Raw genomic sequence first — 26,298 nt, 5'->3', positions numbered from 1 at the left:
AAAAAGGAGTGCATAATGAATGCAACAGGAAAATGAATTTACAAAATGGTATTTGAAGACAATTCAAGACGCGGAGTTAATGGACTATACGCCTGTTCGAGGCTGTATTACGTTCCGTCCAGATGGCTATGAAATTTGGGAGCATATTCAAGCGGAGATGGACCGTCGATTTAAAGAAACAGGGCATCGCAATGCTTATTTCCCAATGCTTATTCCCGAATCATTTTTCCAAAAGGAAAAGGACCATATTGAAGGCTTTTCACCAGAGCTACCTTGGGTAACAGAGGCGGCAGGAGAGCAGCTTGAGGAGCGCTTAGCACTTAGACCAACCTCTGAAACGATGATAGGACATCTTTACTCCAAATGGGTGAATAGCTATCGTGATTTGCCGCTGTTGCTCAACCAATGGGCAAATGTTTTTAGATGGGAAAAGAAAACATTACCGTTTATTCGTACATCCGAATTTTTATGGCAAGAAGGGCATACCGCGCATGAAAATGAGGAAGAGGCACGTAATGAAACGATGCAAATGCTCGCTATTTATAAAGAGGTTGTCGAGGAGCTTTTGGCGATTCCAGTTTATGATGGCACAAAAACTGTATCAGAGCGTTTCGCAGGTGCCGTTGATACATTTTCAATTGAAGCGATGATGAAGGATGGCAAGGCAGTGCAAGCAGGAACATCGCATTATTTAGGAACGAAATTTGCTGAGGCATTTGATATTAAATTTTTAAATAAAAATAATGAGCATCAATATGTCCATACAACGTCTTGGGGCACATCAACGCGACTAATCGGCTCTGTTATTATGGTGCATGGCGATGACAAAGGCTTAGTGCTACCACCAAAAATTGCACCAACACAGGTCGTACTTATGCCAGTAGGTCCATTTAAAAAGCACCCAGAAATTTTAGAGAAGTTGGAGGGAATTCATCAAGCTTTAAAGGTGAAGGGCATTCGTGTTAAGCTTGACGATTCAGACCAAACAGCGGGCTTTAAATTTAATAAATGGGAGCAAAAAGGTGCTGCGCTACGCGTGGAGCTAGGGCCACGTGATTATCAGAACGGGCAAGCTATTATAAAAGCACGCGATGAAGAAGAAAAACAAACAGTACAGCTTGAGCAGCTATTGCCGGTGATTGAAAAAGAGCTTGAAATGATGCAAGCTCGTTTACTGACAAAGGCACGTCAATTTAGAGCTGCTCATTCGCACACAACAATCGATTCTTTACCACAGTTGCAGCAGCATATTGAAGCAAATGCCGTTCCGGGGTGGGTATTAGCAGGCTGGTGTGGCAGCGCCAATTGTGAACAAAAGGTGAAGGAGCAAACAAAATTCACAACACGCAATATCCCATTCCAGCCACCTGTTCAAAAAGAGACATGTATTTGCTGTGAGCAGCCAGCACAGCATACGGTGTGGTTTGCAAGAGCGTATTAACAAAAATAAATTGGCACTTTCCAACTACTTGTTTGGAAAGTGCTTTATTTATGTAGATACGGAAATGAAATTTATGCCATGTTTCAAAAATAAAATGAACTTTCTAATTCTCCCATTTGTATAGTAAGTAAATACATAAACAAATGGAGGGTTTTAGATGAATCTTTCTTTACAGAAAATTGTTAAAACATATGATGGGAAAGCGGTGTTAAATCACTTTTCAGCATGCTTTCAAGCAAGAGGCTGCTATTTGCTATTAGGTGAAAATGGGGCAGGAAAATCAACCTTGGTGAAATGCATTGCGGGAGATGTGCCATACGATAGTGGCACAATGCATTATCCTCAGCCGTTAGCTGATTGTGTAGCTGTACAGTATCAAAGCTTTGATAGCTATAGCCATTTGAAAATATCTGAAGTTATTCGCCTTTTCAAGCATTGACAGAGGAACCAAGGGATTTAACAGAGCTGTATCATTTGCTTGAATTAGCTACATATAATCATGTTTTAGTAAAAAATGCGTCGGGTGGCCAGCGCAAGGCATTGTCGATTTATTTAGCATTTTTATTAAATAAACCGATTATTTTGCTTGATGAACCGTTTGCAGATTTAGATTTAATGAAGAAAAAGCAATTAGCCAGTTTTTTGAAAAAGGATATTGAACAGACGCAGCGCATTATTGTTATCATTAGCCATGAGGTAGCGGGCTTTGAATCTTTATTTAATGAGATTTATATTTTAAAAGAAGGTCAATTGGCGGATTGTGGTACTTTGGAGGCGTTGGAAGAAAAATATTCTAACCCTGTGTTTAAAGGGATTGAGGGTATTTATTTTGAAGTGACAGGTAAAGTATTAGGAGGGCAAGTAGGATGATCAAACAAATTACAAGTACATTTATATTGGAAAGCATGCGTAATTATGGTGTAGGTTTTGGAAACATACTTCCGGCATTTATTTTTTTAATTCTATCTTTTATCATAAAATCTGTTGTCAATGAGGAAACATTTCAATATATGGTGAAGGGGCAATTTTTACCTGTTTCCATCTTATTATTGCTCTTCTCTTTTGCCTTTTCTAGCGTCACAATTTATTTAGCAGATATGAAAGCGAATCGCACATTTGATTGGCTGAAACGTACAAAGATCACAGCCTCCACTTACTATCTAGGTATAGGGATCGGTGTGTTTGCATTAGCAAATATGGCATTAGTAGTATTATTAGCTTGCTATAAACTAGTAATTGATATTGCATGGGACCATTTCTTTCTTATATTATTTATATGTAATTTTGTCTTGCTTGCATTATATCCATTAAGCTTTATTTTGGCAGGGCTTTTTAAAAATGGCAAAGTGGCACAAAGCATGCTTGTACCAGTTATGATTTTATTGATGTTTTCGATAACAATGACAACAATGTTTTTAACGCTTGCTGGTAAAGACCCACAGCAATATTTTATTTTTTTAGTGTGGAATCCGATGCTTTATTTGAATGATAGCTTACAATATTATTTAGGTTTAACGACAAATACATGGCTTCCTCTGTATCAGTATTTACTTATTTTGGCAGGGTGGAGTTTGGTACTGGCATTAATTGCGCGCAAAGTTTATCACAGATAGGAGGGAAGCATGATGGGAATTGGCTGGATAGTTTCATTAATTGTCGGCGGGATATGGGTGATTGTTATATTAGCCATTATTATACCGTTTGACCGCAAGCATGTTGTACGTGAAAATCGCAAAATTAATTATCATAAAACAACGATTTACTTACGCTGGAATGTGTTCGATACAATCATCTTTACATTAGGTATATATACAATTGGCTGTGTGCAAGCATTGAACTGGCTTATTTCCAGTGGACAGGATGTCACAAACCCCTATGTACAATTTTTTACAAATCAATCACAAGTATGGGTAATTATCATTGTTATTTATTCATTTATACGTATTTCCAGTACATTAAAAGCCATTAAGGCACATTTAGGTGATAAGCTCAATGATGACAAATGAGAGCTTGATGAATGCTTATCAAAAGGGGGATGACGAGGCATTCAATCAGTTATATCAGCAATTATATAAGCCTCTGTATAGCTTTTTATTTCGCTATACAGGGGAGGAGCAGTTAAGCGTTGATATTGTGCAGGATACCTTTGAGCAATTGCAAAAAAAGCGCCATGATTTCGATGCACAAAAGGGCATGGTAAAATCGTATATTTTTCAGATTGGTTATCGCTTGTTAATGAATAAGCTGAATCGCAGAAAAAAGTTGCGCAGCTTTTTTCCGTTTTTAGTGCCGATACAAACGACTTCTTTTTCAGCAGATGATAAACTAGCTGTACAGCAGGCGATTGCAAAGCTGCCAGAAAAGCAACGTGGCGTTATTTTGCTTGCCTATTATCATGATTTACCACAGGAGGATATTGCGAAAATTTTGGAAATACCTGTTGGGACAGTGAAGTCGAGATTGCATCAGGCATTAAAGCGTTTAAAAGAAGAGTTAAAGGAGGATTTCCATGCTAAATGATGAGTGGAAAGAGGAGCATGAATTGCAGCGGCGACTCGATCAATTTGACGTGCAAATTCCTAAGAAACTTGTGACTTATAAAAAAAGTCGTTGGGATCGTTTTATTACTTATTTAGGCTCGCCTGCAAAAGACCCGTTAGAGAAATGGAACAGTACGTCAACAGGGTACACGATGTTAAGAATTGCCCCAATTATTTGTGGATTTGTCTTAGCAGTTGTGCAATGGCTGAGTATAAGATGACAAGGTGGATGGAATCGGATTTCATTGATTCCATCCATCTTTTCAATTTTGGTAACGTAGCATATTCCAAAAGCCGATATCCTCAAAGCCTAAGCGTTTATAAATGGCGCCAGCCGCAGGGTTATCGTAAAATAGGCAAAGCGATTTGCCTTCATTTAAGAGCTCACCACATAGCTTTTGCATACATTTTGTCGCATAGCCTTTTTTCTTGTAGCCGTCACGTGTTGCCACAGCAACGACCATTGCAGATAGGCTATTTTCGGCAGTTGTAGAGGCAGATGACACCATGACATCGCCCTCACGCATGAAATAGGTGCGACCTGTTTTGCTTTCTAAAACGCGCAGCTTGCTTTCGACTGAGATAGGGCTGCCTGCAAATTCAGGAATTGTTTTGAGCAGCTCAACATTTTCTTCAATTGTCTCACGTGTAAGTAGCTCGATATTTTGTAAATCGTGGTCCTCATAAATTTTTTGTAGGGCTGTACATTTTGCGTAATAGAGCTCTTTTTTTGTGAATAGTTCTTTTTGGATAAATGGTTCAAGTTGATCTGTAATATCCTTTAAGCCAGATAACTCTGTCGCGTTTTCATCACTGTTAATAATTGCTGCAAAGCCTTGCGTGTCAAAAGCACCCTGTGCATATGGAATATAGTTGCCCTCATATTTTAGTAAAACTGCAATTAACTTGTCTTCTTCAAATTGTCCCCAAACTTTTTGGAATGGCTGATCATAGCCAAATGCCTCTATATCGCCGATAATAAAAAGGTTTTCGGCAGGCTGTTGTTGGACGAGCTCCATGCAAATGTCATGGTCCTCAGCTGTTAAAAGTCGTATCATGGTATCTCCTCCTTACGGTAAATTAATCCAATGATAGAGAAAATGTATTTGCATGTCAATGGGGAATTCGAAAAACGTAGAATAAATCTTTGAAAACGTAGAATAAAAGCAGCGGCGCATAGAAAAAAGCGAGGCACAGAGCCCTCGCTTTATAAAATATTTCCTAAACGCTTAATGCCTTCCTCGATAATTTCAGGTGTGGAGTTTGTATAGTTTAAACGCATTGTATTAACATTGCCTGGATTCACATAAAACGGATTGCCAGGCACAAAAGCGACTTTTTGATCCATTGCTTTATTGAAAACATCCATCGCAGAGCGTCCATCATTCATAGTTGCCCAAATAAACATACCACCTTCAGGCTTTGTGTAGGATACGTGTGCTGGGAAGTATGTCGCCATCGCTTGCAGCATCGCATCGGATTGTGCTTTATATAAGTCTTTAATTTTTTGAATATGCTGCTCAATATCATTATTTAATAAATAATCAGCAATGACATATTGTGAGAACACATTTGTGTGCAAATCTGTAGCTTGCTTTGCTGTCTCGATATGCTGTAGGAGCTCTTTGTTTTTCGTAATAATAAAGCCAAGGCGCATCCCAGGTGTGACAATTTTCGAGAAGGAGCCAAGCAGCACACTGTTTTCCAATTTGCCTGCACCGATATAAGGAAGGTGCTCACCTTCAAAACGCAGTTCTCCATAAGGGTCATCCTCAACTAAAATCACATCATGACGTGCAATGAGCTCATACACTTGCTGGCGCTTTTCCAGTGAGTACGTGAGTCCTGTTGGATTTTGGAAATTTGGCACTGTATAAATGAATTTGACATTTGGCTGCTGTAACGCTTGCTCTAGCTGCTCTAAATTCAAACCATCTTGTTCCAATGTTACAGGGTAAAATGTTGGCTCAGCTAAAGTAAATGCTTGAATCGCACCTAAATAGCCTGGTTCCTCAATAATAATGCCGTCTCCTTTATTGATTAAAACCTTTGCGAGTAACTCCAATGCTTGCTGTGAGCCTGTTGTGAGTAAAATATCATCAGCATCTATTTGTAAGCCATAACGACGATTATATTTATTTGCGATATATTGACGTAAAGGTAAATAGCCTTGAGTTGAGGCATATTGGAATAGTTTAGCACCATGTTGCTTCATTGCACGATCGATGGACGTATGCATGTCATCTAGTGGAAATGAAATGGGGTTTGGTAAACCGCCTGCAAATGAAATGACATCATCTGCTTCAGTTACCTTTAAAATATTGCGAATAAATGAAGAGGGGGTATTTAAAATTCTGTCTGAGTACTGCATGTGAACAACCTTCTTTGTTTTAATTTTTCGAAAATTATAACATTTTTAAATTCTCTATACAATACAATATTGGAATGTAAATAAAAAAAGTTTATAAGCAAGCTTTTTTATGAAAGAAAGTAGAAAATGCTAGCGTAATAAGCGTATAATAAATGAGGTGAATTTCATGAGGAAAGAAGGTTGTCAATATGACTGTTGCATTAGTATTAGGTGCAAGTCTTGCTTTAATAGCAATTGTATTAGGTGCATTTGGCGCACATGCCTTGAAGGATAAATTTCCAGAGCCAAGATATGCGGCGATTTGGGAAACGGCTGTACAGTATCATATGTATCACGCATTAGGACTAATTATTGTTGGTATTTTAGGCTATGACACACTATTAGGAGTATCGACAATTTTACAATGGGCAAGCTATTTAATGGTAGCTGGCATCGTGTTCTTTTCAGGTAGCCTATACATATTAGCAGTTACAGGTGTGAAAAAGCTCGGGGCTATTACGCCAATTGGTGGGCTACTATTTATTGCCGCATGGGCATGTATTATTGTAGCAATTATATAGAATGAAATGACTATTGAGCATCTCGCTTAATAGTCATTTTTTTATCAGCGACTTCTAAAAAAATTTCCAAAATTGCAAGCTAAATTGAAAAAATGACAGTCTAATATGTATAGAGAGGTGAAAAGTGTGAATGAACGGCTAATACGACAAGCGCAAGGCGGGGATGATACGGCATATATTGCGCTCTTTCAGCAATATGAGCAGGAGCTGTATGCGATGGCATATGTTTATGCAAAAAATCAGGACGATGCGCTCGATATTGTGCAGGAATGTGCCTATCGCTCTTATAAAGCAATTCAACAATTGCGAGACGTAGCTTATTTTAAAACATGGCTCATTCGCATTTTAATCAATTGTGCTCACGACTTGTTAAAAAAGCGACCATATTACGAGGAATTACACGATACATATCTCATTGAAGAACCAGTAGAGCTCGATATGCATTTCACATTGCAAAGTGTGATGCAGCATTTATCAATAGAAGAAAAGCATGTCGTTTTACTGAAATACTATGAGGATTTTACATTTGAACAAATTGCAGATGTTTTGCAATTAAAGCTTGGCACGACGAAAACTATTTTATATCGTGCGTTGAAAAAATTGAAGACAAAGCTTGTGGAGGAGGGAATAGCGGATGAAATTTTTAAAGGATGAAATGCGACAAATTGAGCAGCCAGCAGAGCTACATAAGCACGTAGTCATTGGCATTGAGCGTGCTGCGAAAGAAAAGCAGCGAAAAAAATGGCTACCTACTTTTTTAACAATCCCGTTAACCGCAGCAGTTGCCTATTTTATTTGGCTTGTATCAACAGCGCCAAATTTGGAGCACAATACGCAAGCAGCTGGGCTAGTGCAGCCATTAATGAACCCATATTGGCTGGCTAGTATTTGTACAGTTTTTCTAGTAGCGATAGTATGGAACCTTGGAAAAAGTCATAAAAAATGGCGCAAACAATGGGCGCTTACTTTGCTTGTTGCTTTGTCATGGGTGTGGAATAGCGCCTATTATGAGGCGCAGCAGCTACCAAGACCGTATGTGTATCCAGTAAGTGTGAATTTAGAAGAAAGGTCGGGTTATCAATCTATTTATATCCATGCAATTATAAATAAAAGTGAGTTTGAAAATACAATACGCGCAGTTGTTATTAATGATACAACGTTTGCGGTAAATGGTGATTACAGCTTGAGTTTAGGGAGTACGGCACATCATATGACAACGAATGCAGCGCTTAATTTTCAGGTAGAAGATTTAAATCAATTAATGAGGCAGCGTTCACCAATTGAAGCCTATGCTCTTTTTTTAGATGGTGAAAAAATTCCTTTCGATATCCAATTTACACAATTTGTTCAAGGGGACGATAGCGAAGGATTTGGCTTTGAAGTGGATTCAAATGGCAATCATAAGGAGTTATTTAAAACAGATATGACTACAATTACTGCTATTACACCGCCTCCTGTTATCCAGCACTATAAATTAGAAAGCCGTGGAAAGGTCATTAAGTGTGTCAATATGGCTGGAGAAGAGGATATTGATTTGTTGCCATATGCGATAGATGATACCTTGCTAGAACTTTCCTATCAACTGAGTGATGAGAGGGAGCTACGCAGCTATCAAAGTTTATATTTTATTATTGAAACGACAGATGGCACGATAAATAAAAGAGCGAATATCCTTTTCCCACCATTTTCCCACAAAATCGTCAAAGAAATACGACAGGAGATGATAACGAATGACTGAGCAATGGCAAATTGCGCTGAAATGGTTGCGCAGAGGTTTAATTTGTTCGACTTTGACGTTTTTCCTACCCTATGTACATGCATTGGCGATGCTCATTATTTTCTATAGCGTATGGAAGGTGCCTGAAAAAAGTAAGTTAAAAGGGGTTATTTACATCCTATTGCTTATTGTTATGGCAGATGAGCTATTGTCAGTGAAATGGTATACGCAATATATTATTTTAGAGGACATTGTGAGCTGGCTATTGTTCATATTTAAGTATTTAGCGATGCTTCTCATTATTTATATGCTAAAGCCTCTTTCGGAACAAACGGATAGTATGCGAGCATATAAAAAAATAGAGCGATTCGCTACGGTTGTTGTTGTTGCTTCACTTATTGCGTTTTCCTTTGGCATGAATATGATGGAGAATGTTCAACTGATGATTGTTTTCGTAACAGCATTTTTTTATCTGGCTTTAACTATCTTACTTATTCGATTTGTCAAAATGATGCTGCGAACAGGCTTGCAGTTTTTAAAATAGAAAAATGCATGAAATCAAGGTAGTCCCTGATTTCATGTGTTTTTTAATTTTTCTTTTTCGCTTGACGCTCCCAAATTAACAAGGATGGGAATGGATCGAAAGCCCATTCAGTGCGTCCGTCAAATTTATACATGCCATAATGTAAATGTGGTGGAAATTTACCGGAAGTTCCTTCTTTGCCATAGCCTGAGCTGCCAACATAGCCGATAATTGTACCTGGCTCTACAATATCGCCAATCGCTAAATCAGGATGGAAGGAGGAAAGATGTGCATAATAATGGTACGTATTATATAAGTCACGAATACCGATACGCCAGCCACCATATTCATTCCAGCCCATCACTTCAATCACACCATAAGAGGTAGAATGAACAGGCGTCCCATAGCTTGCAAATAAATCTGTTCCTTCATGCATTCTGCGTCCACCCCAGCCACGGCTTGCTCCCCATGTGCCTTTATAGCTATAATTTGCACGAATCGGAATTGGAAATGCGCGTTCAGCTAAGGCAACGGTGTTGTATTTTTTATAAATATTGGCGATGACATGTATTTGGTTAATAGCTTGCTCATTTTCGTAATATTTCTCTAGCGCAGCTTGAAAAGTACCTGCTTCTCGATGTGCTTGATGCAAATAGCCAACGAGTGTGCGCAAAACATCAGCATCCTGTGTTTGATCTGCTATTCCATCCTCATTGCCATCAAGTCCATGCCCGCCAAAATAAGCGATAGTGGCAGGTGAAGTATCTTCTACAGAAGGGTTGAAGGGTCCTGACCAAAAATGTGAAGGAAATTGTATGGAAAGTATTCCCTCGCGTGTTGCCAAGTCCTTGCGAACAGCTTGAATATTGCGCTCATATTGATCGATGGCAGCGAGATAGTACCAAGGAACGATAGGGCTTTCAAATTCATAATAATAGGACATCCTTTGTGCGTATATTTCTTCTTGCGAAGGCGTTTGCTGTGCATGGCTAGGTGTCGCAATAAGAAAAATGCCAAGTAGTACGAAGCAAAATATTAATTGGAAGCGATTCATTTTCTATTCCCTCCATTCTACACGTATAACATAACCAATTTTTTTTATTTTATGAGTGATGCATGACATTTTACATGCTGCTACTTTCATTAAGGCATTGAAGGTTTATATTCAGGGAATGTTGATTTAAATGATAAATTTTTGTTCAGATTTTGTTTAGCAGGCTCTGTTAATCTTAATTTCTACTATTATTTTTAAAAATTCTCATAACAATTAAGTCTTTAGTCCTTTTAGAATTTTTAATTGCTGCTGAAAAGTAAGGAATATTTTATTGTGCACATGGAATTAGCCTTTATAAATAAATTTAATTGCTATAAAACAATTTATAGCAAAAATATAATAAAAAACATAACTTTTGTATCTTATATACAATATTAAATAATCCTTTAAACCTATTCCAATCTACAGATAAAAGACGATACTTAAAAATATAGGAAAAAGGAGTGATTTTCTTGGGTAGTGAAATATACAAAAAAGCATTTGATTTAAGCGAGAAAATAAAAAATAAGCAAGCTGTAGTAGGGATTATCGGCCTAGGATATGTAGGTCTACCACTTGCACTAGAAATAATACAGCAAGGATTTACTACAATTTGCTTTGATAAAAATATAAATAAAGTAAATCAACTAAAGCAAGGCGAGAGTTATATTACAGATTTACCATCAACAAACATAGAGCAGGCTTTAGCAACAGGACGATTTGAGCCAACAGCACAATTTGAACAGCTCCATGAAGTAGATATCATTGTTATTTGTGTTCCAACACCTCTTGATAAGGAAGGTAATCCAGATATTACATATATTATTTCTGCGGTTGAGCAAATTAGCCTGCACATTAAGGAAGGCACGCTCATTATTTTGGAGAGCACAACTTACCCAGGCACAACGAGAGACATTGTTGGTGCAGCGATTGAGCAGCAAGGCTACACAATAGGGGGAAATAGCTTCATCGCATATTCACCAGAGCGAATTGACCCAGGCAATAGCAGCTTTAATGTAACAAATACACCTAAAGTAATCGGCGGTATGACCAAGGAATGCACGGACTTAGCACAATTATTTTATGAGCATGCATTGCAAACGAAGGTACATCGTGTATCTACACCAGAAGTTGCTGAGATGGAGAAGCTTTTAGAAAACACGTTTCGTCAAGTGAATATCGCCTTAGTAAATGAATTAAGCAAAGTATGTCATACAATGGGTATTGATGTTTGGGAAGTAATTGATGCGGCAGCAACGAAGCCCTATGGTTTTATGCGATTTACACCAGGGCCTGGTGTTGGAGGACATTGTATTCCTGTAGACCCAAAATATTTATCATGGGCTGGTCAACAACATGGTACAGCTGTCACATTAATTGATGCAGCTGATAAAATTAATGAGTCAATGCCACAATTTGTTGTTGAAAGATTAACAAATTATTTAAGATTGCAAAGCAAAAAGCTTGAAAAAGCTGATATTATAGTAGTTGGTGCGGCATATAAGCCAAATATTAATGATGTAAGAGAATCGCCAGCATTACCGATTATTCAATTATTACAGGAGCAGCAATGCACGCTCCATATTATTGAACCTTTTATCGATATTGTACAAGGGATTAAAACGGTAGAGCTAACAGCTGATTTAGTACAACAGGCTGATGCTGTATTGATTATTACAAATCATTCTTCTATTGATTACGAATTAATAGACCGTCATGCAGCACTCATTTTTGATACGCGTCAAACGGCATTTTCATTTGAAAATGCGAATTATTATAAATTATAAGGGGTTTATTTATGCGGAATTTACTATTCTACAGCATTATAGCGATGCTGCTGTTAGCAGGCTGTCAGGCTGATGCAAAGAAGAATGCTATAGAAGCGGTAGAGCCTTCCATTGATGTAGTTGAATCTGATGGTACATTAAGCGAGATGATTCAATCTGCTAATATTTTACAATCTAAAATGGCTCTTACATTTAATGGGCTTGCAGACGAGCAAACAATGCTAAAATTACTGGAGCAGCTAGATAAGTATTCGATAAAGGCGACTTTTTTTCTTGAGGGAATGCGTGTCGCACAGGAGCCAGAGCTTGTGAAAAATATTATTGAGCGAGGTCACGAAGTGCAAAGTGGAACATTGTCCTTTGTTGATATGACAACGCTAAATTACGAGCAAACGTATAAGGACTTATTTTTAACAAATCAAATTTTTGAGCAGCACTTAGGCTTTAAGCCTCGATATGTGCGTAGTCGCTCAGGAGATTCAACGGAAAATATGCAGGCGGTAGCATCGATGCTTGGGATGTCAGCTGTTGTCGAGTCGTCTATTAACCCACAGGATCGCAATATGCAAAGTGCTGAGGAGATTGCTGCGTATATTGAACGTTTTGCTAATAGCGGAGCAGTTATTCATTTAAATACGTATATTAATCCAGCGGTAATTGATGCGATTCCATTATTAGCACAATCGCTAGAGGACAAGGGCTATACGTTGACGACATTGGCGGATGTGGTCAAGGAGCAGTACACAGTAAAGCCATTGGAGGAAATTGAAGGTTATGATGCACTTCAATTTAACCTGGATTATGAAAATGTAGAGCCTTTTATTTACTATCGCAAAAATACAACGAAAAAGGAAGTTGTGCTAACTTTTGACGATTGGGCAAGCGAAGAGCGAACAAAAGAAGTGTTGAGCGTATTACGTCAATACAATATTAAAAGTACATTCTTTTTAATTGGTAAGCGTGCTGAGGAAAACCCGCATATAGCAAAACTAATTTTAGATGAGGGACATGAGATTGCCAGCCATTCCTATAATCATGCAAATGTAACGAAAATGTCACCAGAAGAATTGCAGGAGGATTTAATTAAAGCACATCAAGCATTAACATATGCACTACAGCAATCCCCGCTACTTTATTTCAGACCTGCACAAGGTGAAATGGATGAGCGCACAGCGAAAATCATTGCAGCAACAGGTGTGAAGGTGATTGCTCTATATGATATTGCGTCATTCGACTGGAATTTAGACTATACAGCACAGGATATTTATAAGCGAGTAATGGATCGAATGGCACCAGGGAAAATTATCGTTATGCACGTGTTAGACGGGACGCAAACGGTGGAGGCTTTACCTTTAATTATTGAACAACTACAGCAGCAAGGTTATTCCTTTAATAAACTGTCCACATGGATTGAACAAGATATTGATGAGAAAGTAGACTGATACGGATGAAAAAAACAAAAGAAATATTGATGACACCGAGACCCGATAGACGTATTTTGTCAAACATTCCCGACCCTGAAAACGTACGAAGCCTCGTTGATCGTAGAGGGGCTACTTATCAAGAGGCAGAGGTGAGCGTAGCGGATGTGAATGAGCTTTTTCGTTTGCAATCATTAAGCATGCGCTATATTTCAGCCTTTCCTGTGAAAATTATACGAGAAGGCAAGCAAAAGAAAACCTCGCATAAGTTTTATTCAGAGGATATTTCAGTAACAGGCATTCTTGTTTATACAGATACACCGAATATTTTTAATGTAGATGAAGTGACGACAATGCGTTTTAAAATTCCAGGTGGTGTAATGCCGGAGGGCTATGAAGCGAATGTCAAAATACAAGCAAAGATGGTACGTGCATTTGAAAAAGAGGTTGATGGTGAGATACGCTACTATTATGCTTATGAATTTTTGCAGCCTTTAAATGAATATATGGTGAAAAAGCGTTGGGGTATGTCCATTTTTGTATCAAGCTTAGTGTTATTTTTAGTATCGTTAATCGTTGTATTAATGCGTGCTGAAAGTGTGATATATTTCCAATTTAATAAATTTCTCTATTTTTATAGTATTATAGCGGCAACATTTTTATTAAGTCGTTATATATTTGGTATGCTATTTCGCAATGTACCGATTAATCCAGATTACGAGCCAGGCGTTACAATTATTATTCCAGTATTTAACGAGGAAAAATGGATTCATCGTACAATTTTAAGCTGTATTAATCAATATTACCCTGTCGATAAGCTAGAGGTAATTGTTGTAGATGATTGCTCAACGGATAAGACCGAGGAAAAGGCGAAGGAAATGATTGAGCTGATTAATGCGGAGGGAGAGCGCTTCAAAACGAAGGAGCGTTTAACATTTTATAAGCTTCCTCAAAATGGCGGAAAGCGAGAGGCACTTGTTGCAGGGGTGCATATGGCGAAGCATGATTTAGTTGTCTTTGTGGATTCGGATAGCTTTTTAGAGCCGAACGCAATTCGCAATATTGTACAGCCGTTCCAAGACCCTAAAATGGGCGGTGTTGCTGGACGTACAGAGGTGGAAAATAAATTTACTAATGCGTTAACAAAGCTACAAACAGTTCGCTATTATATTGCCTTTCGTATTATGAAAGCGGCAGAATCCTGGTTTGATACTGTAACATGCTTATCTGGACCGCTTGCGTGCTATCGCAAAGACCTCGTTTTAAAAAATGAGGAGGCATGGCTGAATCAAAAGTTTCTAGGACAGCCAGCTACGTTTGGGGATGATCGCAGTATGACGAACTACATTTTGCAAACACATCGTACTGCCTATCAAGATAATGCGGTATGTTCGACAATTGTTCCGTCTGACTCAAAATCGTTTTTATCGCAGCAAATGCGTTGGAAGCGTTCTTGGCTAAGGGAGTCATTGCGTGCCTTCACTTTTATGTGGAAAAAAGAACCCTTCATGTTTTTATTCTTTATTGTCGGTTTAATTGTACCGATTGCTGCGCCAATTGTCGTTGTATATAACTTGCTTTGGGTGCCAATTGCACACGGCATTTTTCCAACAACATTTATTGTTGGGCTGTTATTAATGGCGATGTTAATGAGTTTAGCACATTTATACTTTAGAAAAAGTAAATTATGGGCTTTCGGCTTTATATTCGTTTTATTTTACGAATTTGTCTTGCTGTGGCAAATGCCAGTTGCTTGGGTGACATTTTGGAAGTCCACTTGGGGAACACGTGAAACACCACAGGACGTATTAGAACGAGAAAGAAAAGAAGCGAAAAAAGCACAGCGTAAAAGAAAATGGAAAAAAGGACATAAAGGTGTGAGCGAATGAGTAAAAATAATACAGTGCTGAATCCGAAGGCAAAAGACCGTAAAAAAGTTATTCGTTCCATTATTCAGGCAGTTATTGTTATCATGCTTGCAACTATTTTAATTCGAGCTATCTTTTTAATGAATAAGTTTGAAGAAGCAACCGCACCTTTAACAAATGAAGAGGGCTTTGTTGCCTTATCGTATTTCGGTGTAAGTCGTGGTGAATCGCCGAAGTATGTATCGAAGGGCAATTTAGATAAGCAATTATCACTGTTAGCAAAGCAGGGCTACCAAACAATTTCTCAGCAGGATATTATTGATTTTTATGAGCAAGGTAAGCCGTTGCCAGAAAAGGCTTTGTATTTATCATTTGAGGATGGACGGACAGATTCGAGTATTTTTGCTCAAAAAGTATTAGAAAAATTGAATTACAAAGCAACGATGTATACGTATGCCAATAAAATGGATACGAAAGATACAAAGTTTTTAAGACCGAAGCATTTAAAGCTGATGGAAAACAGTGGTTATTGGGAGCTTGGGTCAAATGGCTATCGCTTAACATATATCAACGTTTTCAATGATAAAGGGCAATCGTTAGGTGTTATTGATGAAAATGACGTGCCAGATAAAATGATGATTGAATATTATAATCACTATTTAATGGATTTCCTTCGAGACGAATACATGATTCCGACAGAAACAAGGGCGGAAATGGAGAAGCGTATTACAACAGACTATGAGCTAATGCATGATATTTATACAGAAACGTTAGAGGAAATGCCAAAGGCGTATGCAATTATGCATGCAAATGCGCTTTATAATAACATGGATACGCTTGTGGCAAATGCCAATGATCAGCAAATTAAAAAGCTATATAAAATGCATTTTAACCGAGAGCTGGATGCCTATAATGAGGCGAATGCAGATATTTATAATTTAAGTAGATTGCAAGTTTCCCCATATTGGTCAACGAATCATTTAATGATGAAAATTCAACAGGCTAGCAATAAAAATGTGGAGTTTGAAATTGGCAATCATGAAAAAGCAGAGCAGTGGACGCTCGCTAATGGGGCAGCAGAGTTTTTAAATAATGAAATTATTTTAACTTCCATGCCAGCGATAGAAGGAACGATGTTTTTAAAAGAATCGATGCCACAAGCATACCAAATGGAATTTGATTTTTATGGAAATATTGTAGGAGAGCAATCCGTTTTTATCAATTATGATGCTACAGCGAATAGTTATCTTCGCGTTATGTTAAAGGATAATGAAATCATTGTCTATGAAAAACAGCCGAATAAAGAGGAAAATGAAATTGAGCGTCATCCATTGAAAGAGGTTGAGTGGAGCGGTGAGGATTATGCCTTTAACAAAGCGACCGTATACTCTTACAATGATACGCAAGAGGGCTCCCGCATTGACGAGGAGGAATATCCTCGCAATTTAAAAAAGCGACGTCATTTTTCAGTGCAAGTAGAGCAAAATGAGCTTCAATTATCGGTAGATAAAGAACTATCAGCGAATATCGCAATTTCTGAGGCAATCCAAGGGACGCAGATTGGCTTCGCTGCATCTTATTCTAAAAAGGATACGACACATGAGCAATATGCAGATGATATTTATGATACAGTGATTGAGAATATTAAAATTACAGATGCAGAAGAAGAAGTCGTATTTACAAACCAATATACAAAATTCGATAAAGTGAAGTATAATGTCACTACATGGTTCAATAGACTAGTTGATTTCTTCATTGAAACCTTCTAAGAGCTTTGGAGGGCAAATTAGAAATGAAAAAAATATTCACTTTTTTTGTCATAGCAATCGTTGCACTTGCAGGCTGTAGCAGCTGTGAGGCTACCAAAAATCCCGTTGAGGAAACGAAAAAAACAAAACTATCGATTTGGCTTCCTGAGTGGCAATTAAAATCGACGATTGAAAATATTGAAAACTCCTCAGAGGGTTTAGAAACTTTACGTGTCTTTGGTGCGTATTTTAATGGCAATGACAAGCCGTTTTTAACGGACACAGCGACGAAGGTTTATGAGCATATGCATAATAACTTTGGAGATAGCCACACGATACTTTTAACCTTTATTAATGATTTTGTAGTAGAGGGCAAGCCATCTGTACAAAAGGATAGCACATTGCTTCATCGCTTAGTAAAGGATGAGCAGGCAAGAAAAAAGCATATTGCTGATATTATGGCAATGACAGAAAAATTTCCAGTAGACGGTGTGGAAATTGATTATGAAAAAATAGCAAAAGAAGATACCGCAAATTATATTTTATTTTTGCAGGAGCTTTATCAAGCGCTAGAGAAAAAGGGGCTGTCAATGCATGTGGTCGTAGTGCCAAGCTTCCCATTTGAAATGGCTTTACCAGATGGACCAAGCTATACGGTGATGGCTTATAATGTACATGGCTATCATAGCGGCCCTGGGGCGAAAGCAACCTTTCCATTTTTAGATCAGCTGCTTAGCAAGCTAGAGAAATCGAATCAGCAATTTAGTATTGCCTTTGCAACAGGTGGTTTTACATGGCCGAAGAGTGGCAAAATTATCGCATTAACAGGCGATGAGGCAGAAAAATTGATTGCTTCAACGAAGTCTTCGATTGCACGTGATCAAGATAGCCATGCTATCCGTTTCCATTACAAGGATAAAGGAATGGACTACGAGGCATGGTATGCAGATGCGGAAACTTTGCAAAAGTGGATTGCCTATGTACAGGAGAAGGATTCAAAGTATGAGCATTTCGTTTTATGGCGCGCAGGTGGGCTGAGTGCAGGGACTGTAGAGTGGATTGCAACACATCAAAAATAAAAGAGGGGCATGTTAGGAGAAATCCAACATGCTCTCTTTTTTAGGATAATTGACAAAATATTCTTTAAATTATATCCTATTAACAACCATAAGCGGATTTTAGTTTTAATAGAGAGGAGGAATGAAGATGTTTACAGCTAAGCGATTACTTTTTTTCGTTTTTTTGTCCATAACCATGTTGGCCGCCTGTTCAAATAAACAAGAAGCGAATTGGGAGGAAAGTGAATTTTTTGATGTAGGCATGTATAAAATGATTGGAACAGAAAATAAAATCGGTTTTATTTACAATCCCGATCATCTCCTTTTTGTAGAAAATCAAGTGAATAAATATATGTGGCATATTTGGGCAAATAAGGAGGAGCTTCAAGGGGATTTTAAAGTGTTAGCTAGCTCAGAAGACAAACCTGATGAAAAAATCGAAATTTTAAATTTAAAATCGGAATTTGACTATTTAAGTCCAAACAATGAGGCAACCACTCATATACCTAGCCAGATGATACTACCTGAGTCAGGCATGTGGAAATTAGAAACATATATTAATGACCAGCTTTTCGATGAAATTTATGTAAAGGTATGGAAAGAGGAGGAGGCTTGAGTTTAAAAGATTAACTCAAGCCTATAGGGGATTTACAAGGCACGAAGCTGCTCATTTAAGTAAGCTGCTTGCTGAAGCGCTAGCTTATCATGATGGATGGTACCAGGCTTGCGTGCCTCTCCTATAATATACGAATAAAATTCGATATTTAAAAAGTCAAATGTGTACTGACATTGCTGAATCAAAGGTAAGCCTTTAATGCGTGGCTGGTCACCACCAACTGCGATAACGACCGCCTTCAGCGTTTTTAAATGCTCTGTCACATTTGGATAGCGTGTATCACGAATGGCATGGCTAAAACGGTCAATAACATTTTTCATCGTGCCAGACATGCTATACCAGTAAATCGGTGTTGCTAAGACGAGCAGGTCGCTACGTAAAATAGCCTCCAACACTTTTGTATAGTCATCATCGACAGGGTGAAAACCTTCCTCTGTATGACGTAAATCCTCAATAGCCTCAATGTGTAAATCCTTTAATTGGATGGTTTCATAGGACAGCCCTTTTAATGCTAAATGTGCGAGCTGCTCGCTATTGCCATCATTTCTTGTGCTTCCAGTTAACAATAAAATATTCATTCTCAAGCTCCTTTTTGAAAGATAATAGCTTTTCACATAATTGTAGTATATGCTAAAACCATTGCTGTGTTGCTAAAATTGTGGAAGGGGTGTGAAAGAATATTTTAATGAAATTAGCTCATTATTTCCATCCGCTCGTATGGATTATTTTATGTGGAACAATTTTTACACGTATTGCCAGCTTTATGACGATGCCGTTTTTAGCGATTTATTTACATACTGTACATGATGCATCGCCACTGCTTATCGGCTTTACGTTAGGGGTTGCACCACTTTGCGCGACATTTGGTGGCTTTTTAGGTGGTTATTTAACAGATCGCTTTGGACGTAAAGTTATCATTATTGTAACGATTTTTGTTTGGGGAATGGTGTTCTTTGGCTTTGCATTGGCAACGTTTGCACCATTATTTATTGTGTTAAATGCTTTGAACGGGCTATGTCGCTCCTTTTTTGAGCCAGCGACACAGGCATTGATGATTGATTTTACAGAAGATGCGAAAAAACGTCGTTTATTTTCAGTGCGCTATACAGCAATCAATATTGCAGCTGTTATAGGACCATTAGTAGGTGTGCTGATTTCGACTTTAGCAAGCCCTGTCATACCTTTTATTATTACTGGTGCTATGTATGTCATTTACGGCCTCTTTTTAATAGGCGTTTTGAAGAAATATGAGATGCGTCAAAAGCGACTAACAGGTGGGCAAAATATCACAAGCATTTTACGCGTTGTCTTTTCTGACTATAAGCTCTTGCTATTTTTAGCTGGTGGCACATTAATCGGTCTTGGCTATGCACAGTTTGATTCGACATTACCACAGTTTGTGCAATTAAAATTAGAGGATGGGGTAAAGCTCTATTCGCTACTGATTTCATTAAATGCAGTTGTTGTGTTAATTTTACAGCTACCAATTAGCATGCTAGCAGAGAGAATTTCTATTTTAGCGTCACTTATTGCGGGCATCATTTTCTTTGCGCTAGGCTTAATGCTGTTTGGTATGGCCAATACGGCATGGCTATTTATCGTGGCGATGATTGTTTTTACGGTTGGAGAAATCTTTGCTTTTCCAATGATGAATGCCGTTATTGAGGAAATCGCACCTGAGACGCAAAAGGCGACCTATTTAGGTGCGTCACAATTGAAAAATATTGGTGGCTTTATCGGACCTGTTCTAGGTGGCTGGCTGCTCGTGCATTTTCAAGCACAATTATTTTTCATTATTGCCATTCTTGTGTTGCTAAGCATCCCATTTTATAGGCGAGCATTTTAAAAGAAGGCTGATGAATTTCACATCAGCCTTCTTTTTGCATATGTTTTTTGACAATATAACAAAACCAATTACACACAGGATCAGCCTGTAAATTGTTCAGCATCCCTTGCATAATAGCAGGGCGTGGCTGCTTGGATTGGAGCTGCTCTGTAATGACACGAACAGAATCCTGTAATAGCTCATCATCTAAATAGGAGCTCAATATATGCGCTTCCCGCAAAATATTTTCTACTGTAATCAATGTATCAGCAGTTGTTGAGATGACTGCCATTTCCTTTGTCATAAAAGGGATTGTTGTATGTGTGGCAAGAATTGTCGTTTTTTCGACAAGACTTTTAGCAAGTGCCTGTAAATCGTATGGATAGCTATTGCCTTTATGGAATAGATGCTCAGAGTAGCCGGAAATAAAGCCGCGCACGATAATCGCTAAATCATAAACATGCTGAGCTGCTTGTGGGTAGAGCTCCAATAATAAATTTTCAATCAATGTATTCATCATGGCACCGTAGTGTGCCATTTTTTGAATAAATTCCTCGCTGACAAACTGCGTATGCTCTTTAAAAAACGCGGAGGCAAGTGTCGCATGCTCCTGCATAATTGAGAAAATTTGATAATAGTAATTATAGAGCTTTTCTTCGGTATTTTGACTTTCAGTGACTGAACGGTCAATCTTGGCGGCAACATCTTTCACAAAATAGTCAATGATTTCGATAATCAGCTCATCCTTCGATTTGAAGGATAAATAAAAAGCCCCTTTAGATATGCCACAGGCCTCTGTTATTTGTTGAACAGATGTGGCATCAATACCCCTTTCAGTAAAGAGTCTCGCAGCCGTTTCTAAAATAAGTTGCTTTTTAGACATAATTTATACCCCCCTTCGAATTGACAACTGACCGATTAGTCATTAGTATAGGATTTGTGAAAAAAAGTGTCAAGGAAGGATTGAGAAAAGCATGCGATCGTTAGTCAATTTTGTTCTGAAAAATAAACTAGCTGTATGGTTATTAACGATTATTGTTACCGTTTCAGGTATTTATTCTGGTACACGAATGAAGATGGAGTCAATTCCTGATATTTCGATTCCCTATTTAATCGTTGTAGGTGTATATCCTGGGGCAACACCTGAGCAGGTAATGGATGAGATGTCCATACCATTTGAGAAAAAGGTAGAAAGTTTAGAAGATGTGAAGTCGGTCTTTTCGACATCATCATCGAACGTTTCACAAGTGCAAATTGAGTATGATTATGGCGTTGATATGGATGAGAAAAAACGCCAGCTTGAATCAGCTTTAGATGATATTGTATTACCTAAAGAAGCGCAAAAGCCTTCTGTTATGGCAATTAGTATGAATATGATGCCTGTTGTCGCATTGTCTGTGAGTAGCTCACAGGAAGATATTGTGGAGCTAACTTCAACAGTTGAGGATATTATTTTACCAAAGCTGAATAAAATTGAAGGTGTTGCATCTGCTTCCATTACAGGTCAGCATATTGAGCAAGTGTCATTTAAATACGATGACGCGAAAATGGCGGAGCTAGGCTTAACAGAAGAGACAGTGAAGCAAATGGTTCAGGCGAGCGATATGGCCTTATCGTTAGGATTATATGAATTTACTGTTGGTGAACAAGCGGTTTCAGTCGATGGGAAAATACAATCTGTCGAAGAATTAAAAGAGCTTTTAATTCCAGTTACACCATCAGCAGAAAACCCTTCTCCATTTGTTCGTTTAGGCGATATTGCGACAATTGAAGTGGAAGGGAAAGTTCAATCTATTTCTCGTACAAACGGGGAAGATTCAATCAGTGTGCAAATTGTTAAAGCGCAAGATGCAAACACTGTAACAGTTGTCAATGCAGTGAAGGATTTAATCGATGAGGAAACAGCAAAAATCGATGGCTTAATCATTGATGTATCGCTTGACCAAGGGAAGCCAATTGAAGATTCTGTCTTCACAATGATTGAAAAAGCAGTATTCGGTGGCGCAATCGCCGTATTAATTATTTTACTATTTTTACGCGATTTCAAATCGACAATTATTTCAATTATTTCGATTCCAGTCTCTGTCTTTATGGCATTGCTATTATTAAACTGGATGGATATTACGTTAAATATTATGACATTAGGTGCGATTACGGTTGCAATTGGACGTGTTATTGATGACTCCATCGTCGTCGTGGAAAATATTTATCGTCGTATTCATTTGAAGCAAGAAAAATTAACAGGTCGTGCGTTAATTCGTGAGGCAACAATTGAAATGTTCAAGCCAATTTTATCCTCTACATTAGTAACAGTGGCGGTATTTGCACCGTTAATGTTCGTAGGCGGTATGGTTGGTGAGCTATTTATGCCATTTGCTTTAACGATGTCGTTTGCATTAGGGGCATCCTTATTAGTGGCAATTACGATTGTACCAGCATTATCTCATTTCTTATTCCGTAAAAAAGTATATGGTGAGAAAACAGAGAGCCAGCATAAAGAGGTTGGCAAGCTAGCAGTTTGGTATAAAGGCATTTTAGAAAAAGCATTAAACCATAAATTCATTACATCGGCAATTGCGGTCGTGATGCTTGTTGGTTCACTTGCTTTAACACCATTAATTGGCTTTAGCTTCTTAGGTTCACAGGAAGAAAAGGTCATGTACTTAACATATACTCCAGCAACGGGTGAGCTGAAAGACGAAACAGAGAAAAATGTTAATATTGTCGAGCAAGAATTAATAAAGCGCGATGATATAGATATTGTACAGGTGTCGATTACAGACGCAGAAAGTGCTGATCCAGCAACAATGATGATGGGTGGCGCTGGTGGCGGTGCATTAATGTACTTAATTTTCGATCCTGAGATGAAGGATTTCCCAGGTGCTCGTAAAGAGGTAGAGGACTATGTGTTTAATATCGGACAATCGGGTGAATGGAAGTCGCAGGATTTCGCTTCAATGGGCGGCATGGGCTCAAGCGAAGTAAGCTATACATTGTATAGTGAGGATCTTGATAATTTACGTAAATCGGTGGAGCAAGTAGAGGAAGCATTACGCGATGTGGATGGCTTAGAAGATATTAAGTCTGACAATGAAAACCCATATGTTGAGCATATTTTAAAAGTAGAGCAGCAAAATGTCTTGCAATATGGCTTAACGACAGCGCAAATTGTCATGGCACTATCACCACAAGGTACGTCTGAAACATTGACAACTGTTGAGCACAACGGCAAAGATATTAATGTCATTGTCAAGCGTGAGGCAAGAACGGCTGCGAAATCTATTGATGATATTTTAGCAACAGAAATTCCAACTGCATTAGGTACAACAATGAAAATTGGCGACTTAGTGGAGGTAGAAGAAGGCACAGCATTAAATTCATTAGCACGTTCAAAAGGTGAATATTTTGCAACAGTAACAGGCAAAATTATTGGGAATGATATTTCCAAAGCGACAGCTGCTGCAGATAAAAAAATTGATGAGCTAGATTTACCAAAAGGTGTGACAACAGGCGTTTCTGGTGTTGCCGCAGATATGACAGAGGCATTTACGCAATTAGGTATTGCGATGCTAGCGGCGATTGCGATTGTTTACTTCATTCTTGTTGTCACATTCGGTGAAGGATTAGCACCATTTGCGATTTTATTCTCATTGCCATTCGCGGTTATCGGTGCATTTGTTGGTCTATTTGTGACAGGGCAAACAATTTCTGTATCGGTAATGATGGGGATGCTGATGTTGATTGGTATCGTTGTAACGAATGCCATCGTATTAGTGGACCGTATTATTCATATGGAGCGCGATGGTATGGTGATGCGCGAGGCAATTTTAGAGGCAGGGATGACACGTTTACGACCGATTTTAATGACGGCAATCGCAACAATCGGTGCGATGCTACCGATGGCATTTGGTAGCGCAGGTGGCGGTCTAATTTCAAAAGACTTAGCTGTCACTGTAATTGGTGGTTTATTATCATCAACATTGCTAACATTAGTTGTTGTACCAATCGTTTATGAAATGTTATCAAAAATGCTGAAGAAAAATCGTCAGGATAACGAAGAGAACTAGAAGAGAGGGGGCGTCCGAAAAGTCATTTTGGGACGCTCCCTTTTTTGCCTAGTAAGGAAAAATAGAAAATGGTATCGTAGTAAAAAAGGGGGAGTAGTTATGGAACATTATCAAGTTGCAGTGATAGGGGCAGGACCTGGGGGATATGTTGCAGCAATACATGCTGCCAAAAGCGGCTTAAAGGTTGCACTTGTAGAAAAAGATAAAGTCGGGGGTGCCTGCTATAATGTCGGCTGTATTCCATCAAAAATCATGCTGGAGCATAGCAAGCTCGTGCAGGAAATTCGTCGTGGCACAGACTGGGGCATTACTGTACCAACAATCGATATTGATTTTCCAAAGCTAATGAAGCGTAAAGACGCCGTAGTAGCTGAATTGCTGGATAATATCGAAGGCTTTATTGAAAGTGCGCATATTACGATGTATCGCGGTGAGGCGAGCGTGACGGCAGAGCGCAAGGTGATGGTTGGAGAAAAAGCGTTTACAGCAGACTATGTCATTTTAGCAACAGGTAGCCGTCCATTTGTTCCGCCATTTAAAGGGATTGAAACTGCGAATTATTATACGACAGATACGTTTTTTGCGATGGAGGAATTGCCAAAGCAGCTAACGATTATTGGTGGGGGAGTAATCGCCATCGAAATGGCATTCGCCTTAGCGCCGATGGGGACAAAAGTGACAGTATTAAACCATAGTCAGGATATTTTGCAAACAGAGGAGCCGGATGCGCGCCCGTTAATTCGCCAACGCATGGCACAGCTAGGCATTGAACTTATCACAGATTTTACTTTTGAAGAAATTCAAGACAATGAAATACATACGTCAAAAGGTGTTTTTACGTATGAAAATTTATTGTTCGCTACAGGGCGTCGTCCAAACACGCAAATTGCTGAAGCATTAGAATTGACAATGGATGGTCGTTTAATAGCGGTGAATAATCATTATGAAACGAGTGTTCCAGGCATTTATGCGATTGGCGATTTAGTGGGTGGCTTCCAATTAGCGCATTCTGCAAGCGCAGAAGGTGTGCATGCAGTGGATTATATTTTAGGTAAGCATCCACGCGTCATCAATCAGCAGGAAATTCCACGCTGTGTATACACACATCCTGAAATTGCGACATTTGGTATGCTAGAGCATGAAGCACCAGCGGACTCTATTGTGACAAAAATGTATTTGCCAACAAATCCGAAAGCATTGCTTGAAGGCAACATTCAAGGTTTTATGAAATTTGTTGCAAGCCCAGAAGGCGATATTTATGGCGCATGTGTTGTTGGAGATGGTGCAACGGAAATGATTAATGCGATGTTAGCATGTAAAATTACTGGTGGCTCTGTGAAGGATTTAGCTCGAATGGTATTCCCACACCCAACAGTGAGCGAGCATATTGGCGATGCGGCACGTGCAGTCTTTGGTAAAGCAATCCATTTGAAAGCATAATGATAATTTGTTATAATGAAAATCAGGTGCCAAACCTACGTAAAGTTTCGACTTTACAACAGAAGCATCCACTAACAGCACGGATTTGCTGGGAAGCTTTTGCCAAAGAGCAGGGAGATGAGCCCCTGCTCGTTTTTTATTTGATGATGAAAATGAAATACCCCTCCGTAACATGAAGCTTCCTTCCCCCTCAAAATTTCAGTTTTGTAAAATATGTAACTACTGCAATTAAATAAAAAAAGAAATTCCCAAGGATTAGAACAACTAGAAAATCATGCGCCCA

At 38.6% G+C, this 26,298-nt stretch carries 25 protein-coding genes; 20 read left to right on the top strand and 5 right to left on the bottom strand.

Going from position 1 to position 26,298, the window contains the following annotated elements; translation table 11 throughout:
* Positions 1 to 19: 19 nt before the first annotated feature.
* From proS to R6U77_RS17500, 7 genes are all read left to right on the top strand, one after another.
* Positions 20 to 1,441: a proline--tRNA ligase gene (proS, locus tag R6U77_RS17530; protein WP_319836627.1), complete on the top strand. Its 1,422-nt coding sequence runs from the start codon at positions 20 to 22 to the stop codon at positions 1,439 to 1,441.
* A 157-nt stretch (positions 1,442 to 1,598) separates the two neighbouring features.
* Entirely contained in the window at positions 1,599 to 1,880 is a 282-nt protein-coding gene (locus R6U77_RS17525) for an ATP-binding cassette domain-containing protein (protein ID WP_319836626.1), read from the top strand.
* The gene (locus R6U77_RS17520) at positions 1,877 to 2,311 is read left to right on the top strand and encodes an ATP-binding cassette domain-containing protein (RefSeq protein ID WP_406601056.1); all 435 of its coding nucleotides are present in this window, start codon (positions 1,877 to 1,879) and stop codon (positions 2,309 to 2,311) included. Before R6U77_RS17525 ends, R6U77_RS17520 begins: the two co-directional genes overlap by 4 nt.
* Positions 2,308 to 3,054, top strand: coding sequence for an ABC transporter permease (locus R6U77_RS17515; protein ID WP_319836624.1), 747 nt, complete (start codon positions 2,308 to 2,310; stop codon positions 3,052 to 3,054). Before R6U77_RS17520 ends, R6U77_RS17515 begins: the two co-directional genes overlap by 4 nt.
* Positions 3,055 to 3,066: 12 nt before the next feature.
* Positions 3,067 to 3,447, top strand: a complete 381-nt coding sequence (locus tag R6U77_RS17510; protein WP_319836623.1) for a group-specific protein — start codon at positions 3,067 to 3,069, stop codon at positions 3,445 to 3,447.
* Positions 3,425 to 3,961, top strand: a complete 537-nt coding sequence (locus R6U77_RS17505; protein ID WP_406601113.1) for an RNA polymerase sigma factor — start codon at positions 3,425 to 3,427, stop codon at positions 3,959 to 3,961. The genes R6U77_RS17510 and R6U77_RS17505 overlap by 23 nt, the downstream gene beginning before the upstream one ends.
* Positions 3,951 to 4,202 carry a hypothetical protein gene (locus R6U77_RS17500; RefSeq protein ID WP_319836622.1) on the top strand — a complete coding sequence of 84 codons (252 nt, stop codon included), beginning with the start codon at positions 3,951 to 3,953 and terminating at the stop codon, positions 4,200 to 4,202. Before R6U77_RS17505 ends, R6U77_RS17500 begins: the two co-directional genes overlap by 11 nt.
* A 42-nt stretch (positions 4,203 to 4,244) precedes the next feature.
* Here R6U77_RS17500 and R6U77_RS17495 read toward each other — a convergent pair whose 3' ends face one another.
* The gene (locus R6U77_RS17495; RefSeq protein WP_319836621.1) at positions 4,245 to 5,039 is read right to left on the bottom strand and encodes a GNAT family N-acetyltransferase; all 795 of its coding nucleotides are present in this window, start codon (positions 5,037 to 5,039) and stop codon (positions 4,245 to 4,247) included.
* Positions 5,040 to 5,188: 149 nt separating this feature from the next.
* Positions 5,189 to 6,352, bottom strand: a complete 1,164-nt coding sequence (locus R6U77_RS17490; protein ID WP_319836620.1) for an aminotransferase-like domain-containing protein — start codon at positions 6,350 to 6,352, stop codon at positions 5,189 to 5,191.
* A 188-nt stretch (positions 6,353 to 6,540) separates the two neighbouring features.
* Between R6U77_RS17490 and R6U77_RS17485 the strand changes: the two genes are divergently transcribed.
* From R6U77_RS17485 to R6U77_RS17470, 4 genes are all read left to right on the top strand, one after another.
* Positions 6,541 to 6,912, top strand: a complete 372-nt coding sequence (locus R6U77_RS17485) for a DUF423 domain-containing protein (protein WP_319836619.1) — start codon at positions 6,541 to 6,543, stop codon at positions 6,910 to 6,912.
* Positions 6,913 to 7,038: 126 nt separating this feature from the next.
* Positions 7,039 to 7,566, top strand: coding sequence for a sigma-70 family RNA polymerase sigma factor (locus tag R6U77_RS17480; RefSeq protein WP_319836618.1), 528 nt, complete (start codon positions 7,039 to 7,041; stop codon positions 7,564 to 7,566).
* Positions 7,547 to 8,650 (top strand): hypothetical protein, encoded by a 1,104-nt coding sequence (locus R6U77_RS17475; protein WP_319836617.1) that lies wholly within the window; start codon positions 7,547 to 7,549, stop codon positions 8,648 to 8,650. Before R6U77_RS17480 ends, R6U77_RS17475 begins: the two co-directional genes overlap by 20 nt.
* Positions 8,643 to 9,173, top strand: a complete 531-nt coding sequence (locus R6U77_RS17470) for a hypothetical protein (protein ID WP_319836616.1) — start codon at positions 8,643 to 8,645, stop codon at positions 9,171 to 9,173. The genes R6U77_RS17475 and R6U77_RS17470 overlap by 8 nt, the downstream gene beginning before the upstream one ends.
* 43 nt (positions 9,174 to 9,216) lie before the next feature.
* Here R6U77_RS17470 and R6U77_RS17465 read toward each other — a convergent pair whose 3' ends face one another.
* Positions 9,217 to 10,206, bottom strand: coding sequence for a M23 family metallopeptidase (locus tag R6U77_RS17465; RefSeq protein ID WP_293920971.1), 990 nt, complete (start codon positions 10,204 to 10,206; stop codon positions 9,217 to 9,219).
* A 452-nt stretch (positions 10,207 to 10,658) separates the two neighbouring features.
* Here R6U77_RS17465 and R6U77_RS17460 point away from each other — a divergent pair, with 452 nt between their 5' ends.
* From R6U77_RS17460 to R6U77_RS17435, 6 genes are all read left to right on the top strand, one after another.
* A complete protein-coding gene (locus tag R6U77_RS17460) occupies positions 10,659 to 11,972 on the top strand; it encodes a nucleotide sugar dehydrogenase (RefSeq protein WP_319836615.1) in 1,314 nt (437 codons plus the stop codon).
* Positions 11,973 to 11,983: 11 nt separating this feature from the next.
* Complete coding sequence (locus R6U77_RS17455; protein WP_319836614.1) at positions 11,984 to 13,414, top strand: polysaccharide deacetylase family protein; 1,431 nt, start codon at positions 11,984 to 11,986, stop codon at positions 13,412 to 13,414.
* A gap of 5 nt (positions 13,415 to 13,419) precedes the next feature.
* A complete protein-coding gene (locus R6U77_RS17450; protein WP_293920968.1) occupies positions 13,420 to 15,282 on the top strand; it encodes a glycosyltransferase family 2 protein in 1,863 nt (620 codons plus the stop codon).
* Positions 15,279 to 17,030: a polysaccharide deacetylase family protein gene (locus tag R6U77_RS17445; protein WP_319836613.1), complete on the top strand. Its 1,752-nt coding sequence runs from the start codon at positions 15,279 to 15,281 to the stop codon at positions 17,028 to 17,030. The genes R6U77_RS17450 and R6U77_RS17445 overlap by 4 nt, the downstream gene beginning before the upstream one ends.
* Positions 17,031 to 17,053: 23 nt before the next feature.
* Positions 17,054 to 18,088 (top strand): glycosyl hydrolase family 18 protein, encoded by a 1,035-nt coding sequence (locus tag R6U77_RS17440; protein WP_293920966.1) that lies wholly within the window; start codon positions 17,054 to 17,056, stop codon positions 18,086 to 18,088.
* A 127-nt stretch (positions 18,089 to 18,215) separates the two neighbouring features.
* Positions 18,216 to 18,683 carry a DUF4871 domain-containing protein gene (locus R6U77_RS17435; protein WP_319836612.1) on the top strand — a complete coding sequence of 156 codons (468 nt, stop codon included), beginning with the start codon at positions 18,216 to 18,218 and terminating at the stop codon, positions 18,681 to 18,683.
* A gap of 32 nt (positions 18,684 to 18,715) precedes the next feature.
* On the opposite strand, the gene R6U77_RS17430 is transcribed toward R6U77_RS17435, so the two are convergent.
* Positions 18,716 to 19,261 (bottom strand): flavodoxin family protein, encoded by a 546-nt coding sequence (locus R6U77_RS17430; protein WP_293920964.1) that lies wholly within the window; start codon positions 19,259 to 19,261, stop codon positions 18,716 to 18,718.
* 107 nt (positions 19,262 to 19,368) lie between these two features.
* On the opposite strand from R6U77_RS17430, the gene R6U77_RS17425 reads away from it, so the two are divergent.
* Positions 19,369 to 20,529, top strand: coding sequence for an MDR family MFS transporter (locus R6U77_RS17425; protein ID WP_319836611.1), 1,161 nt, complete (start codon positions 19,369 to 19,371; stop codon positions 20,527 to 20,529).
* A 22-nt stretch (positions 20,530 to 20,551) separates the two neighbouring features.
* Here the strand turns inward: R6U77_RS17425 and R6U77_RS17420 are convergent, their stop codons facing one another.
* Entirely contained in the window at positions 20,552 to 21,391 is an 840-nt protein-coding gene (locus tag R6U77_RS17420) for a TetR/AcrR family transcriptional regulator (protein WP_319836610.1), read from the bottom strand.
* Between the two features lie 91 nt (positions 21,392 to 21,482).
* On the opposite strand from R6U77_RS17420, the gene R6U77_RS17415 reads away from it, so the two are divergent.
* Positions 21,483 to 24,575: an efflux RND transporter permease subunit gene (locus tag R6U77_RS17415; protein ID WP_319836609.1), complete on the top strand. Its 3,093-nt coding sequence runs from the start codon at positions 21,483 to 21,485 to the stop codon at positions 24,573 to 24,575.
* A gap of 99 nt (positions 24,576 to 24,674) precedes the next feature.
* Positions 24,675 to 26,015: a dihydrolipoyl dehydrogenase gene (gene lpdA, locus R6U77_RS17410; RefSeq protein ID WP_319836608.1), complete on the top strand. Its 1,341-nt coding sequence runs from the start codon at positions 24,675 to 24,677 to the stop codon at positions 26,013 to 26,015.
* Positions 26,016 to 26,298 lie beyond the last annotated feature (283 nt).

Origin of the sequence: Lysinibacillus louembei (assembly GCF_033880585.1) — a bacterium.
Lineage (GTDB): Bacteria > Bacillota > Bacilli > Bacillales_A > Planococcaceae > Metasolibacillus > Metasolibacillus louembei.
This window is presented reverse-complemented; position numbering and strand designations above follow the sequence as displayed.

Excerpts from the sequence above, each read along its gene's own strand:
- proS (WP_319836627.1), top strand. The coding sequence starts at position 20 with ATGCAACAGGAAAATGAATTTACAAAATGGTATTTGAAGACAATTCAA.
- R6U77_RS17525 (WP_319836626.1), top strand. The coding sequence starts at position 1,599 with ATGAATCTTTCTTTACAGAAAATTGTTAAAACATATGATGGGAAAGCG.
- R6U77_RS17515 (WP_319836624.1), top strand. The coding sequence starts at position 2,308 with ATGATCAAACAAATTACAAGTACATTTATATTGGAAAGCATGCGTAAT.
- R6U77_RS17510 (WP_319836623.1), top strand. The coding sequence starts at position 3,067 with ATGGGAATTGGCTGGATAGTTTCATTAATTGTCGGCGGGATATGGGTG.
- R6U77_RS17500 (WP_319836622.1), top strand. The coding sequence starts at position 3,951 with ATGCTAAATGATGAGTGGAAAGAGGAGCATGAATTGCAGCGGCGACTC.
- R6U77_RS17495 (WP_319836621.1), bottom strand. The coding sequence starts at position 5,039 with ATGATACGACTTTTAACAGCTGAGGACCATGACATTTGCATGGAGCTC.
- R6U77_RS17490 (WP_319836620.1), bottom strand. The coding sequence starts at position 6,352 with ATGCAGTACTCAGACAGAATTTTAAATACCCCCTCTTCATTTATTCGC.
- R6U77_RS17485 (WP_319836619.1), top strand. The coding sequence starts at position 6,541 with ATGACTGTTGCATTAGTATTAGGTGCAAGTCTTGCTTTAATAGCAATT.
- R6U77_RS17475 (WP_319836617.1), top strand. The coding sequence starts at position 7,547 with ATGAAATTTTTAAAGGATGAAATGCGACAAATTGAGCAGCCAGCAGAG.
- R6U77_RS17470 (WP_319836616.1), top strand. The coding sequence starts at position 8,643 with ATGACTGAGCAATGGCAAATTGCGCTGAAATGGTTGCGCAGAGGTTTA.
- R6U77_RS17465 (WP_293920971.1), bottom strand. The coding sequence starts at position 10,206 with ATGAATCGCTTCCAATTAATATTTTGCTTCGTACTACTTGGCATTTTT.
- R6U77_RS17455 (WP_319836614.1), top strand. The coding sequence starts at position 11,984 with ATGCGGAATTTACTATTCTACAGCATTATAGCGATGCTGCTGTTAGCA.
- R6U77_RS17450 (WP_293920968.1), top strand. The coding sequence starts at position 13,420 with ATGAAAAAAACAAAAGAAATATTGATGACACCGAGACCCGATAGACGT.
- R6U77_RS17445 (WP_319836613.1), top strand. The coding sequence starts at position 15,279 with ATGAGTAAAAATAATACAGTGCTGAATCCGAAGGCAAAAGACCGTAAA.
- R6U77_RS17440 (WP_293920966.1), top strand. The coding sequence starts at position 17,054 with ATGAAAAAAATATTCACTTTTTTTGTCATAGCAATCGTTGCACTTGCA.
- R6U77_RS17435 (WP_319836612.1), top strand. The coding sequence starts at position 18,216 with ATGTTTACAGCTAAGCGATTACTTTTTTTCGTTTTTTTGTCCATAACC.
- R6U77_RS17430 (WP_293920964.1), bottom strand. The coding sequence starts at position 19,261 with ATGAATATTTTATTGTTAACTGGAAGCACAAGAAATGATGGCAATAGC.
- R6U77_RS17425 (WP_319836611.1), top strand. The coding sequence starts at position 19,369 with ATGAAATTAGCTCATTATTTCCATCCGCTCGTATGGATTATTTTATGT.
- R6U77_RS17420 (WP_319836610.1), bottom strand. The coding sequence starts at position 21,391 with ATGTCTAAAAAGCAACTTATTTTAGAAACGGCTGCGAGACTCTTTACT.
- R6U77_RS17415 (WP_319836609.1), top strand. The coding sequence starts at position 21,483 with ATGCGATCGTTAGTCAATTTTGTTCTGAAAAATAAACTAGCTGTATGG.
- lpdA (WP_319836608.1), top strand. The coding sequence starts at position 24,675 with ATGGAACATTATCAAGTTGCAGTGATAGGGGCAGGACCTGGGGGATAT.